This window comes from Sphingobacterium sp. BS-2 (genome assembly GCF_046161205.1).
GTDB classification, from domain to species: domain Bacteria; phylum Bacteroidota; class Bacteroidia; order Sphingobacteriales; family Sphingobacteriaceae; genus Sphingobacterium; species Sphingobacterium mizutaii.
The window spans coordinates 52585-67357 of the sequence record NZ_JBIXGO010000002.1 but is presented as its reverse complement, the minus strand read 5'-3'; the positions used below and the strand labels follow the sequence as shown (position 1 = coordinate 67357).

The 14773-nt window shown below is 39.7% G+C and carries 10 protein-coding genes; 7 read left to right on the top strand and 3 right to left on the bottom strand.

The annotated features are described in order from the left end of the window. The first annotated feature begins 78 nt into the window (after positions 1 to 78). Both ACK2WI_RS00605 and ACK2WI_RS00600 read left to right on the top strand, forming a co-directional pair. Positions 79 to 2412 carry a TonB-dependent receptor gene (locus ACK2WI_RS00605; RefSeq protein WP_409149241.1) on the top strand — a complete coding sequence of 778 codons (2334 nt, stop codon included), beginning with the start codon at positions 79 to 81 and terminating at the stop codon, positions 2410 to 2412. After that, positions 2413 to 3609: a PepSY-associated TM helix domain-containing protein gene (locus tag ACK2WI_RS00600; RefSeq protein ID WP_409149239.1), complete on the top strand. Its 1197-nt coding sequence runs from the start codon at positions 2413 to 2415 to the stop codon at positions 3607 to 3609. It begins immediately after the preceding gene. On the opposite strand, the gene priA is transcribed toward ACK2WI_RS00600, so the two are convergent. Together priA and ACK2WI_RS00590 are read right to left on the bottom strand one after the other, a co-directional pair. After that, entirely contained in the window at positions 3606 to 6086 is a 2481-nt protein-coding gene (gene priA / locus ACK2WI_RS00595; RefSeq protein WP_409149237.1) for a primosomal protein N', read from the bottom strand. The genes ACK2WI_RS00600 and priA overlap by 4 nt on opposite strands. A gap of 147 nt (positions 6087 to 6233) precedes the next feature. After that, a complete protein-coding gene (locus ACK2WI_RS00590; RefSeq protein ID WP_093101418.1) occupies positions 6234 to 6623 on the bottom strand; it encodes a DUF423 domain-containing protein in 390 nt (129 codons plus the stop codon). Between the two features lie 132 nt (positions 6624 to 6755). Here ACK2WI_RS00590 and ACK2WI_RS00585 point away from each other — a divergent pair, with 132 nt between their 5' ends. The 5 genes from ACK2WI_RS00585 (at position 6756) to ACK2WI_RS00565 (ending at position 13478) form a co-directional block, all read left to right on the top strand. Then, positions 6756 to 9404: a hypothetical protein gene (locus tag ACK2WI_RS00585; RefSeq protein WP_409149235.1), complete on the top strand. Its 2649-nt coding sequence runs from the start codon at positions 6756 to 6758 to the stop codon at positions 9402 to 9404. Positions 9405 to 9520: 116 nt separating this feature from the next. Next, positions 9521 to 10528 carry a DHH family phosphoesterase gene (locus ACK2WI_RS00580; protein ID WP_409149233.1) on the top strand — a complete coding sequence of 336 codons (1008 nt, stop codon included), beginning with the start codon at positions 9521 to 9523 and terminating at the stop codon, positions 10526 to 10528. Positions 10529 to 10555: 27 nt separating this feature from the next. Beyond that, a complete protein-coding gene (locus ACK2WI_RS00575; protein ID WP_093101412.1) occupies positions 10556 to 11548 on the top strand; it encodes an FKBP-type peptidyl-prolyl cis-trans isomerase in 993 nt (330 codons plus the stop codon). A gap of 109 nt (positions 11549 to 11657) precedes the next feature. Beyond that, complete coding sequence (locus ACK2WI_RS00570) at positions 11658 to 12452, top strand: TatD family hydrolase (protein WP_409149231.1); 795 nt, start codon at positions 11658 to 11660, stop codon at positions 12450 to 12452. 3 nt (positions 12453 to 12455) lie between these two features. Next, positions 12456 to 13478 carry an asparaginase gene (locus tag ACK2WI_RS00565; RefSeq protein ID WP_093101408.1) on the top strand — a complete coding sequence of 341 codons (1023 nt, stop codon included), beginning with the start codon at positions 12456 to 12458 and terminating at the stop codon, positions 13476 to 13478. On the opposite strand, the gene ACK2WI_RS00560 is transcribed toward ACK2WI_RS00565, so the two are convergent. After that, complete coding sequence (locus ACK2WI_RS00560; RefSeq protein ID WP_409149228.1) at positions 13465 to 14766, bottom strand: bifunctional folylpolyglutamate synthase/dihydrofolate synthase; 1302 nt, start codon at positions 14764 to 14766, stop codon at positions 13465 to 13467. The genes ACK2WI_RS00565 and ACK2WI_RS00560 overlap by 14 nt on opposite strands. Between the last annotated feature and the right edge of the window lie 7 nt (positions 14767 to 14773).

The window sequence follows — 14773 nt, the reverse complement described above, 5'->3', positions numbered from 1 at the left end:
ATTTAATTTTAGCTTTTGTAAATAAGGGCGGATTATATAAATTTGGCGCAATTTAAAATTGTTCTAAATAAAAATAAGATGCGCTATCTATACAAATTGTTATCAAAAACTCAGGTTTTACTATTCCTGGTTTTTCCAATTTCATTAACCGCTCAACAATTAGACCTACATGTAAATAATCCAAATTCAGGGAGGCAAGCGGATGTAAACATCAAAGTAAATGGAAAAACTATCGGAAAAACCAACCAAAATGGCGCGATTGTTATCAATTATGAACAATTCAAACAGCCTCTTAACCTACAGATCAGTCATTCAGGATATTTAACCATTTTCCATTCCGTTTCACCGGACACAGTAAAACAGCCCTTGAACTTTACCCTTCAAGAAAAAAATGACTTAGATGAAATTGTAGTTACTGCGAGTCGAAAACCTGAACATATATCCACAGTTCCTTCATCTATTTCTATATTAACAAGCAAGGAGATTGAGGCTCAAAGCCAAATAAACACCAACATCTCCAATATTTTAGGGAACAGCATACCGGGCTTGGGGGTAAGCAGCAATAAGGCTACCAATACCGGACAAACTTTGAGAGGAAGGTCTGTCCTTGTACTGATAGATGGTATTCCCCAATCTACTCCCTTAATGAATGGAGCTAGAGATATCAGGTCCATTGATCCATCAGTGATTGAAAGGGTGGAGGTCATAAAAGGGGCAACATCCATTTATGGAAATGGTTCTGCAGGTGGAATCATTAATTACATTACTAAAAGCAATCATGATGTAAACAAAGAGATTTCTGGAAGCAGCAATTTAAGGACTATAATTAATCCTCTCCATGCTTCAGAGACCATAGGCTATCGATTTGATCAGACCTTATTTGGGAAAGTAGATAAGTGGAGTTACACAGTTAGCGGAACAGCAGAATACAATGGACTTCAACGGGATGCCGATGGGATCGCCCTTGGTCAAGTCGATGGTCTATCAAATTCCCATCAATACAATGCCTTTTTGAAAGTTAGTTATGATATCAATGAACATTCAGGTATTTCCGTTCTGTACAATTTCTTTAACAGTTCACAACATGCCAAATACGTCAGCCAAACGGGCAAATATGGGCAAACTCCAACCATTGGTGTCAAGGGTGATGATCCAGGAAAACCTACTGGTACTCCATATAATCATAATGCCATGTTAAGTTATTTCAACAATAACCTAATCGGATCAACTTTCCTTCAAGCCTCCTTATATTACAATACATTCCGTTCGATGAATAGATATATTGAGAAAGGAACCGCTTGGTATGGACCGGGACAAACGCAAATCAATTCAGAGAAAAAGGGCTTAAGGGTAAATTTGAATACTCCCTTTCAAATATTCAATGCTAATTCCGATATCACTTATGGTTTAGACCTATTGAATGATATAACCGACCAGAATCTAACGGATGGTCGAATCTATATCCCGGACATGAACATGGTGAACATAGCTCCATATGCTCAATTGCGTATTGATGTTTTAGAAAACTTGATTTTAAAGGGAGGTGTTAGATATGAAAATGCGACGGTTAAAATCAAAGATTTCAACACCATCGCGACCGGACCGAATAATGAGGGAAGTATTGCCGTGACTGGAGGAAAAATCCCTTACAAAGGAGCTACCTTCAATGCGGGCCTTCGCTATAATAAATATGAAGTATTTAACCCTTTTATTAGTTTTTCCCAAGGCTTTGCCATCAATGAGTTGGGAAGAATTGTAAGACGGGCAACCGACAATGATCTGGATAGCATCAAAACTGACCCAGTAATCACCAATAACTACGAAGTAGGGTTTTCTAGTCACTTCAATATATTCAATTTCTCCGCGTCCTATTATTACAGCACTTCAAAGATGGGGGTAGAATTGGTAGATGTAGGAGGATATTTGGTGGCACAGCGACTACCTGAAAAAGTACAGGGATTAGAATTTACCTTAAATGCTGAACTTTCCAATCAATGGACAATAGGTGGAACTTTTGCTCATGTTGAAGGTAAGGCAGAAGATTCTGAACAGGTGTCCCATTATCTTAATGGAACCAGAATTGCCCCAAATAAAGCTACTGCCTATATCATATATACCCCTACCGACGCTCTGAACTTACAGTTGCATTATATCCATACCGGTTCACGGGATCGATTTGAAAAGAATGAAAAAGGTCTTTACAAAAATAGTGAGGGGCCAATCAAAGCTATTGACCTCTTTAACTTATCAGCGAGCTACAGGATCAACAAACAATGGGCACTTGGACTTGGCGTGGAAAATCTCTTGAACAAGGATTATTACCCGGTCATCAGTCAATATCGGGCAGTTGATGCCGAATATGTTAAAGGAACCGGAACAACCGCATCATTAAATATTAATTATAGATTTTAAATGGTAAAAAGCTTCATCCTTTGGTTGCATAAATGGTTAGGCCTTACCACAGGAATAGTGGTGGTAATTTTAGGCTTAACTGGTTGTGTCTATACATTTTTTGATGAGCTCAAATTAGTTTGCTATCCTGATCGTTATATTTTGAGTGAGCATTATGAATCGAAAGAAGCTCTTCCATTAAGTTCACTCAAAGAAATTGCGATTAAGCAACTAAATGCTGGCGAATCTATCTCAAGGGTAGACTTATATCCTGATAAAAGCAGAAGCTGGATCTTTCGGGTACAGGAAATTGACCCTGACGCCTTTGGATATTGGAATTATTTCAAGACCTACAAAAGGATCTTTTTGAATCCCTATACCGGAGAGGTCTTATTTGTTGAAAATTCTAAAACCGAATTTTTTCAGATCATCCTGCAGATGCACATGAACTTGCTCCTAGGTAAAAAATATGGAACCTGGGTCGTTGGAATATCAACAATAGTATTTGTCATCATCCTACTGTCTGGAATAGTGTTATGGTGGCCAAAAAGATGGAAAAGGAAGACGTTACGGAAAAGCCTTTGGATAGATTGGAAATCTAAATGGAAACGGTTAAACTATGACCTGCATAATGTCCTAGGCTTTTACTCTTTCATAATCGCATTGGTAATAGCTATCACTGGATTGGTTTTTACCTATCCTTCCTTTAAGAAAGCGTACATTTCCTTTTTCAATTCATTTGATGGATCTGAAATCAAAAAGCTTGAAGGAGAGCCTTTCAAGATCCCCAATTATTATCCCGGTGGTGAACAGCTTGATAATGCCCTTCACTTCTTATTGCTAAAGTATTCCAACGCAGGAATGATGTCCATCAGAAGTAGTAAACCAGAAGATGAAACTTTTGATGTGCAAATCAGGTTGACCGAAATGAGAACTGGGGAATTTAGATGGTATTACTTTAACAAAAAAGATAATAGCATTGAAAATGTAAATTCTTCAGATAATTTAAAAGTTGGCGACCGATTAGGAACTTTAAATTACGACTTGCATACCGGAAATGTCTCGGGGTTACCAACGAAAATCCTAGCCTTCATCATTTCTTTAATATGCGCTAGTTTACCAATAACAGGATTTATAGTCTGGCGCAACAAGGTAAAAGGACAAAAAAGAAAAGCAGAAAAGCAGATTAAAAAGCGTGATTTATTGAAAACCAATTAATACGGATCCACATCGATCTGCACACGGACACCTTTGTTTTTCTTATCCAATTCAAAATGCAATAAGGCCTGTTTGATCAGTTCCTTTACTTTGGAAATCGATATGTTCTTCCTTTCGATCTTTAAGGTGATCGTTTGAATAAAATTATTTCTTACACGTGCTACCAATGGAGGTTCTGGCCCTAAGACACGTTCCGCTAATTGCTGTCGAAGTAAAGAAGCTAATCTTTTTGCAGCGTCATGGACGAGATCTTGATCAGTATGTTTGACATCCAGCTTGATCAGTCTGTAAAAAGGTGGATATTGATAATTCTTTCGCTCAGTTATTTCTGCCATAAACATGGCCATGTAATCATGATTGGTAACTTGATCGAGGATCCTATGGTTTGGAGTATTGGTCTGAATAATCACTCTTCCTTCAGACTGCCTTCTGCCTGCGCGACCAGAGACCTGGGAGAATAAAGAGAAAGCCCGTTCATAAGCTCTAAAATCAGGAAAGTTGATCATGCCATCGGCATTGATGATTCCAATTAAGCTCACATTTCCAAAATCTAACCCTTTCGTAATCATCTGCGTTCCGATCAAAACATCGAACTCTTGGTTATCAAAGGCAGAAATCACTTTATCAAAGCCATATTTTCCTTTCGTAGAGTCCAGATCAAGGCGTCCGATACGAAGATCAGGAAGTTGGATCTCCAACTCCTCTTCCACCCTTTCTGTTCCGAATCCTTTGCTCTGCATATTGGGCAATCCACAGGCTGGACAGGTTTGCACCAATTCTTCTGAGAATCCACAATAATGGCAATGCATCAGATTACTTGTCTTATGGTAGGTCAAGCTGACATCACAATTCACACATTTCGCTACATATCCACAGGTTCCACATTGTAAAAATGGGGTATGTCCTCTTCTATTCTGGAACAGGATGACCTGCTCCTTTTTTTGAATGGTTTCTTCGATTGCCTTTAGGAGCTTCAAACTAAAGTAGGAGTACATCTCTTCCTTTCGGCCTGCTTCGGCGATATCTACAATTTCGATAGTTGGCAATTTAGCCTCTCCAAACCTTTCGGTCAATTCAATCAAACCGTATTTGCCAGCCTTCGCATTATAATAGCTCTCTACCGATGGGGTAGCTGAGCCCAACAATACTTTCGCTTGATGCTGATGAGCCAAGTAAATGGCAGTATCGCGGGCATGATATCGCGGTGCAGGATCATATTGTTTGTAGGAGTTTTCATGCTCCTCATCCACAATAATTAACCCGAGCTTGAGGAAAGGAAGAAAAACAGAGGATCTAGCTCCAATGACCACTTTAAACTCGCCTTTATTGACTTTATGCCAAACCTCCGCGCGTTCATTGTCATTGAATTTTGAGTGGTACACACCTAATTGGTCTCCGAAATGCAATTTCAACCGTTCTGTAATTTGTGCTGTCAATGCAATCTCTGGCAATAGGTACAAAGCAGATTTGCCTTCGCGCAGAACGGCTTCTATCAGACGGATATAAATTTGGGTTTTCCCTGAAGCGGTGACCCCATGAAGCAAAGCGACATCCTTCTCAGCAAAGGAATTATTGATTTCATCAAATGCCTGTTCTTGTGCAGGACTAAAGCTGAAATCTGGAGATAACAAAACATCCGTGCCTTCAAACCTACTGACCACCTTTTCATCAACCCTAAAGACACCTTTGTCAATCAAGGCTGTAATGGCGCCAGCACCGGAGCCGGATACTTCCATGATATCCTGCCTGCTAACATCATTCTTTGTTTTGATAAGTTGCAGGAAAGCAATGATTGCATCCTGTTGCTTTGGAGCTCGATTTAAGCTATCCAATAACTCACGTCTCCCATCAGGATCATTGAATTCGGAAGCCAACCTCAGAAAGGCTTTTGTTTTTGCCTTATATTTTTGCTTGATTTCTTCCGAAATCAGGATATATCCATGTTCAAATAGACTTCGTAATAAGGGGAAAACGGTCTTTTGGCCTAAGATTTTAATGACATCATTCACGGTCAGCTCGCCTGCAAGATCTAAAGCTTCCAGAATCATATAGCCTTTATCTGAGAGCGAAGAGCGATCCAGGTTTGGATCATCTGATGCAACGATTTTGGTTTCTGATGCCATTTTAAGAGCTGCTGGCAAGGCAGCTTGCATCACATCTCCTACATAACACATGTAGTATTCTGCGATCCAATCCCACATCTGTAATTGGGTATCATTTACGATGGGCTCATTGTCTACAACATCTAAGATATATTTGGCTTCATATTGTTGAGGGGGATCAGTTGTGATATTCTTGACAACAGCTGAATAAATTTTGTTCTTCCCGAATTGAACGATCACCCGAACACCTACAGCTACCTTATCATTCAATTCAAATGGAACACGGTAGGTATAGGATTTAGCAATCGCCAATGGCAAAACAACCTCTACAAAATAAGTGACACGGCTAGGAGCCGTTAAATCCAGTTGAGACATAAACAAAGGTAATAATAGTATTTATTATTAGTATTCAGTATTCAGAGCCAGAGCATATATTTTCGGACTCTTATTCCGCCTATCAAACAAAAAGGCACCGATCGGTGCCTTTTTGTTAATTCTATTTTGAGAATCGTCAATTCAATTTTAAGCTCTGTTTTTCATTGCTGCAATAAACAATGCAATCCATCCGACCATAAAACATAGTCCTCCTAATGGAGTCACGGGACCAATAACAGAGATGTTTTCAATACCAAGCAGATTCCTGGTGCTCAAAAGGTATAGAGATCCAGAAAAAAGAACAATCCCTATCGTGAACATAATAAAAGAAACTTTAATGGATTGGCTTTTTGCTCTAGAAAAAGTGGAAAGGAACAATAGCGCCAGCGTATGATAGAAATGATACTGGTTGGCTGTTCCCCATGTTTCTAGTTGTTTCTCAGAAATCTTTCCTTCAAGACCATGTGCACCGAATGCACCAAGTATTACAGCTAACAAACCGAAAAAAGAAGCAGTTAGGATAATTTGTTTGTTCATAAATAAAGCTAAAATAATCGCTTATGATTTTTCGTTTATAAATGTATAAAATAACTTCTTAAAAAGCACTCCTATTTTTGCAATTTTGTCTATATTGAACACTAAAACAAACAAAAGGAAGACTATTCGTCCATGAGAAATACAATAATTGTTTCGATCCTTCTATTTATTGCGGTGGTGGTTGCGTCGGTTTTTTACTTTGGGGATCTAAACAAGGAACAACAAGAATACGTAGGACCAGTACAGCATTTACCGGAGGACACCTATCTAATCGCATCATTCCTAAACGATGCTACAACAGACAATATCTTCAAGGATTTTGAGATTTTTGAAGCCATGCTGGGCAAACATGCCATGCATGAACTCAAACAACTAAAACAAAACTTACTTCGTAACAAAGAACTGTCGCCTTTGGTGGGTGGAGCGGAAATCTTGATGTCCTTCCATCCAGGGAAAAAGGGAATAAGCACCTTGTTCAGCATCCATAGCATGGACCAAGTTGACCAATCTGTCTTGGACCAAACATTCCTAACATTAAGCAAAAAGTATAAGGTTAGCACAGCTGATACCGCTGGAATACGTATTTATGAATTCAAGAACATCGAAAGAGATACCACCTTCAAGGATGATAAAAAGCTGGATTCAGTATTTTATGTGACCTATCAGGAAAACACCTTTTTCTCCAGTTTCAACAAAGGGCTTTTGGTCAAAGTCAATGACAAAAAGGTGGAAAAGCTAAAAAAAGATCAAGTTACCTTCTTCAACGAACATAATAACAGGAATGCTCCATTTACCATTTATGTACCGCAACAAAATATTGCCTCTTTTATCTCTGTATTTAAGGAAAACCGCCCTGGAGATTTCTTGAGACAATTTGTCAACCTCAAAGGAGAAACGGTTTGGAATATCAATTTCAAACAAGATGCCCTGATGTTGACCGGCGAAAGCCAGTTGGTCGATAAGGATAGCGAGTATATTGGGCTTTTTGCAAATCAGAGCAAAACCAATCAGAGACTATATAACTACTTTCCTTCCAATACCATGATGTACGTGGAGTACTCTTTCAGCGATTCCAAGTCATGGTTTGAAGACTTAGCCATCTGGCAATCCAAACAAGACAACTTCCAACAGCTACAAGGTCAAGCCAAGGAAATCAATAACAACCGTGAAGGTTTATTGGCAGACTTCCAATCTACATTGGCTGGTAATTTTGCGGTTGCTGAACAGAGCAATTCTGATTATTTAGGATTCATTACCATACAAGACAGCAGCAAGCTGAACGAGATCATCAGCAATATCGCTGAAAATGTAAGTGATAGCACCTATAGGTTTAGGTTTGCGAATATCCCCTATCGTTATTTTGGCGATGGATTGAAGGCCTTTTCAAGACCGTATTTTGTTCGTATCAATGATATGTTGGTGATGGCTAATCAACTTTCGACGGTACAGGAATATGTGCGTAAATGGAAAAACAAAGACTTCTTGGTTGCCAGTTTAGGATTCAAGAATTACGAACAGATCCAAGGTAATGAAGCCAATGTCACCTTCTTTATCAACACGAAAAACGGAGGTAATTTCATCAATAACACCTTGAGATCTGAATATAGCAGGAAGTTCAGGGACGATGATGAATATGGATATCAGGATTTTTATTCTTGGTCATTACAGTTATCGGGTAATGCTGGAAATTTCATCAGCAGGTTCTACACCATCTATAAAAGTAAAAACCGATTGGGTGTAACTCCAGAATGGACTTACGACATGGGTAGCAGGCTGATCAATGGCCCCTATGTTTTCGAACATTCCGATACGTCCCAATTTATCCTTGTCCAAGAACAGGACCATACCGTTCATGCCATCCATCCTTCAGGAAAGAAACTATGGTCATCCGTATTCTCTGGAAGAATTGTTGGCAAGGCAAAACAATTAGCCGATCGTAGCCTTTTATTGGTTACCGACCGAAGAAGACTATACCGCTTTGATACCAGCGGAAAGACCTTGCAAGGCTTCTCTACAAGTGTTTCTTCTGAACCTACCGGCAGTCCAACTATCGCTGAGTTCAGTGGGCAGCAGATCATATTGATCCCCGCTAAGGATAGGATTATGGCATACGATATGGAAGGCGGTCCAGTTAACGGTTGGGACAATGCGAGAATAGAAGGAGAAATATTGGGTCCTATTTACTTTATCGATCAACAAGCGGTGGTCGCAAGCAGTTTTGGAAGAGTATACTTCTTTGACCAAAGTGGCAGTAAAACCAAGGAAATCGATATTGAAGGAGATGTTACGTTCGTAGGATCGATGGGAGTGGTAAACAAGGAAAACAATTATGAGTTTTATTGTACGGACAATGAAGGCAATCTTCATCAAATAAAGGCAGATGGAACGAGCAAGATCGTCCTGAATGGGGAATGGAAAAAAGGCTATGATGCTTATTTTGAAAACATCAATGGTACTACAGCCCCTGAATTGATTGTCATCGATGGCTCCTACCTACAAGTATTTGAATTGGGTGATAGCCCAAGACAGCTGTATGATTACACGTTCACTCAAGATATAGATGCGGAGCCTAATTTTTTCCCAGTTTCGAGCAGTATGTATCAGCTAGGCATTGCCGATCAGGAGAATCTTGTCTATCTATTTGCTGAAAATGGCTCCTTGGCGGATGGATTTCCAGTGGAAGGATTACCATTGTTCTATTATGGCAAGATCAATTACAATTCAGGCAATTATTTGTTGACGACCAAGCGTGATTACAAAATCTACGCCTTCAGACATTAACCGGCTAATTTTCAATTGATTTAGATAGGTGATAATTTAAATAAAGATAGATTTAAAGCCGTAAAAATTTTTAATTGCAAACTTTTTTTCAGTAGGTTTGCATTCACAAAAAACGTATGCTACAAGGAGAAGAATATTTAGAAGCACTTTCCAGACCTAATAAGATAATAATCACCACTCATCATAAACCCGATGGAGATGCTTTAGGCTCATCATTAGGACTATATCATTGGCTAAAAGGAAAAGGCCATGATGTGAATGTTGTGTTATCATCAGATTTTCCAGATTTTTTAAGCTGGATGCCGGGTTTTGAAGACTTAATATACTATCCTGATCAACCTGAGGAATCCCAAAAGCTATTTGATGAAGCAGAAATTATCTTCTGTTTAGATTATAGTGCGCTTTCGAGGACAAATATTCTGGAGCCAATCATCCGTGAGGCCAAAGGGCAAAAATGGATGATTGACCATCATTTAGATCCCGAAGATTTCGCAACGGTAGAATACTGGGACTCTAGCGCAGCGGCTACAGCACAGTTAGTGTATACCTTTATCGCGGATGTTTATCACGATAAGGAATCCATTACAGCAGAAATAGCCTCATGTTTATACGCGGGTATCATGACTGACACAGGTTCATTCCGTTTCAGGTCCACGACTTCAGCAGTTCACCATATCATTGCCAACCTGATTGATGCAGGAGCAAAGAATTGGGAAATACATGAGAATATATACAATAGTTCAACAGAAAACCGTTTAAAGTTCTTAGGCTATAGTCTTTTGAACTGTTTAGAAGTAATTCCGGAATACCATACGGCATTATTTTCATTGACTAAAGAAGACCTCTTGAAATTCAATGTGAGCACCGGAGATACGGAAGGTTTAGTGAACTATGCGTTATCGATAAAAGGGATTAGGTTAGCTGGTTTATTTATTGATAGAACTGAATTAATTAAATTATCTTTGCGTTCCATTGGCGATATCCCTTGCAACGAGATCTGCAGGAAATACTTCAATGGTGGCGGGCATTTGAATGCCTCTGGAGGTAATTCAACAGATAGTCTGGAAGAGGTGGTAGCAAAATTCAAATCTATCCTTCCAGAGTACAAAAGTTATTTAACATAAAATATAATAAGCGTTATAAATAAAAAAATGAAAAAATCGATTTTAGTATTAACAGCATTAGCTGGTCTTTTTCTAGCTTCATCATGCCAAAGTTTCAAAAAAGGTGAAGGTGGTCTAGAATATAAATTCTTCGAAGACAAAGGTGGTGAAAAAGCTGTAGGTGGAGACGTTCTAGCCATGGATATTGTTGTTAAGACAGACCGTGACTCTTTATTGGCAAGCACTTATGATGTAGGATTGCCTCAAATCGCTCCGGTAATCCCTGATTCATTGGTTCAAGGTGGTTACGCTGGTGACAACAACACGATCTTGAAAATGTTAGGTGAAGGTGATAGTGCTACTTTCAAATTGGACTTAGATACTATGGCTGCTAAAACAGGTCAACCAAAACCTGATTTCGCAGATAAATACATTCAATTCACCATCAAGGTTAAGAAACTTTTCAAAAAAGGAAGCTTAACAGATTCAGCTTTATTCGAACAAGTAAACAAATATTACTTGGCTGAAATGGAAGGTTTGAAAAAATCTGAAGAAGGAAAAATTGCTAAATACGTAGAGAAAAACAAATTGCAACCTAAGAAAACTGCAACTGGTCTTCAATATGTAATCAAAACCGAAGGTACTGGCGCAAACCCTGTAGTAGGTGATACTGTTGTGATCAACTATACTGGTGGTTTGACAAACGACAAAATCTTCGATACCAGCAACCCAGAAGTAGCTAAAGAAAAAGGAATCTTCCACCCAATGAAACAATACGAGCCATTACGCGTACGTGTTGGTCATACCCCAGTTATCCCAGGATGGACTGAAGGTCTTCAGTTATTGAAAAAAGGTGGCAAAGCAACGTTGATTATCCCATCTTCATTAGGATATGGCGAGCGTCAGCAAAGTAACTTGATCCCTCCTTATGCTCCATTGGTATTTGATGTAGAAGTATTAGATATTATCCCTGGTCCGAAAGGAGATACTCCACAAGTTATTGCTCCAACAGGGGCTCCAGTAGAAACTCCAATTAACTAATCAGGAGTTCTTTTACAAAATTTATAAAAAAACGCAGTTTTCATTATGAGAACTGCGTTTTTTTATTCAATAGAACTAGATTAACTAACAATATATTAACTTTGGCAGCATGGAAGAGCAAATTGATCTGAAAAATCAGACTTTAACCGACACGCATACTCATATCTATTATCAAGCTGGAACTCCTAAACTGAAAGAACAGCTTGAGCGATGTTTCAAGAATGGTATCAGTAGGCTGTTTCTTCCAAATGTAGATGTCGAATCGATCGATAAGGTTTTCCAAACCGTTGAAGCTTATCCTGAAAACTGTTTCCCTATGCTTGGTCTACATCCATGCGATGTAAAAGACGACTATCAACAGCAATTGGATCAGATCTATGCCAAGATCCAAGAATCAAAAATATATGCCATTGGAGAAATAGGGATTGATCTCTATTGGGACCAATCGACGCTGGAAATCCAGAAGGATGCTTTCAGGAAACAGATCCAATGGGCCAAAGAACTTAGCCTTCCAATATCTATCCACTGTAGGGAAGCGTTTGATGAGGTATTTGATGTTCTGGATGAAATGGCCGATGAGAAATTATTCGGTATCTTCCATTGCTTTACCGGTAGCCTTGAACAGGCTCACCGAGCGATTGACCTTGGATTCAAATTAGGCATCGGTGGAGTGGTAACTTTTAAGAAAGCGGGCTTGGATGCCGTTGTCAAAGAAATCGACCTACAACATATCGTATTGGAAACAGATGCACCATATCTGGCTCCTGTGCCTTTCAGAGGAAAAGAAAACGAAAGTAGTTATCTGCTATATGTAGCCCAAAAGGTTGCGGACATACATGAGATGGGAATAGAGAAGATCGCGGAAATAACGACCAACAATTCTAAACAAGTATTTAAGATTTAATTGATGTACAATATTTTTATCATTTATACCGGTGGCACCATTGGTATGGTAAAAGATCCAGAAACCGGAACTTTTATTCCTTTCGATTTTGAACTGATTGAAAAGAACCTGCCTGATTTAAGTCGCCTGAACTATAAACTGACTGTGCACTCTTTTGAGCCCATCATCGACTCATCCAATATGCGTCCAAGCATCTGGTTAGAGATGGCCAAGATCATCAAAGACAATTACGAGCTTTATGACGGATTTGTAATCCTTCATGGCTCCGATACCATGGCTTACTCGGCATCCATGCTTAGCTTTTTGTTGGAAGGCCTTCAGAAACCCGTCATATTTTCCGGCTCCCAATTGCCAATTGGCGAGATCCGTACCGATGCCCGTGAAAATCTAATGACGGCCTTGGAGATTGCTTCGGCAAAAAGAGATGGTATATCCATCATCCAAGAAGTCTGTATCCTTTTTGACAACAAACTTTTCCGAGGCAATCGATCCTTTAAGTACAATTCCGATAAATTCGAAGCTTTCCGCTCACCGAACTTCCCTGTTTTAGCCGAAGCTGGAATCCATATCCGATACAATGATGAGGTGTTGGCCAATAATGCCGGCCAAGATTTTATTTGCCATTACCATATCGACAACCGCGTAGGTGTCCTTAAACTGTTCCCGGGGATCAGTCCAGAAACCATCAAGGCTGTTTTGAATTCAGACGTCAGAAGTATTGTGATGGAAACATTTGGTAGCGGAAATACCATGACCGATAGCTGGTTCCTCGAACTGCTCCAGGAAGCCATCAAATCTGGAAAGAATATCCTGGATATTTCACAATGTAAGGTAGGTTCTGTAGAATTAGGCCGTTACGAGACTTCTCAGGGCTTAAAATGTATCGGGGTGCTCAATGGCTATGATATGACCTTTGAAACTGCTGTAACCAAGCTTATGTACCTTCAAGGTGAATTAGACAGTCAAGAAGATGTCGCACATTGGGTACAGCAGAGTCTGCGTGGTGAATTGACTAAAAATGATTAGTCAATACTTCTGCAACAACAAAAGTACTTCCACCGATAAATATAAGATCACCTTCTTGGTAATTCTTTAGCGTCGCCTCGTATGCTTCATCAATGTATGCATATTCTTGGCCTTTCAGGCCGAATGAATGTGCTAACTCAGCCAAGTCGGCTGCTTTCATTGCCCTTGGCATCTGAGGTGCCGCAAAATAATAAGTCGCTTGTTTTGGTAATAAAGGCAAAATGTGTGAAAGATCTTTATCCTTCATAGCCCCGATGACAAAGTGCAGGTTATTGAAGTTTAAGGTACTCAGATTTCGAACCACCGCCTTTATTCCATCTTCATTGTGACCAGTATCACAGATTATCCAAGGATCAGTCGACAGGGTCTGCCATCTTCCTCTCAAACCTGTTGATTCTTGCACATTGCTAAGACCTTCCCTGATATCTTCTTCAGCTAACTCATACCCTAACTCCTTCAATTGATCAATAGCTGTCAATACCCCAAGGATATTCTTCTTTTGGTAAGAACCAGAAAGATCCAATTGCCAAGTCAGGCATTCCTTTGTTGTTTTGCTCTCAACAGTGATATCCAAGCCCGTCTGCTTCTTTTCTACTTGATGGACCTCGTAATAGTCCTCAGCAAAAAAGATCGGGCTATCCCCTTCTTTTGCCTTATTGATGAAAACATGTTCGATCTCAGTTTGCTTCTCCGAAATAACCACCGGAACATTTGGCTTAATGATACCGGCCTTCTCCCCTGCTATCTGCTCCAACGTATCACCAAGGATATTCATATGGTCCATACCGATATTCGTGATCAGGCAAAGCTCAGGCAAGATAATGTTGGTGCTATCCAATCTTCCACCTAATCCCACTTCGATCACGGCTATATCGACCTTCTCCTTTGCAAAATAATCGAAGGCCATCGCCACGGTCACTTCAAAGAAAGAAGGCTTCAGGTCTTCAATCAACTCGCGGTGATCATTCACGAAATCAACAACCAGTTGCTCAGGGATCATCTTCCCATCAATCCTGATCCTTTCCCTAAAATCTACCAAATGGGGCGAGGTGTACAGTCCGGTTTTCAATTTAGATGCTGCCAAGACTGAGGCAAGCATATGCGAAGAAGAACCTTTTCCATTGGTTCCAGCAATATGTATTGATTTAAACTTTTGATGGGGATTGCCAAGAGCCTGGCAAAGCAAAAGAGTTTTGTCTACATCGGGATTGATGGCACTAGCGCCATCACGAGTAAACATAGGTAATCGAGCAAATAAATACTCGATTACCTCTGCAAATGTTTTCATATTATTG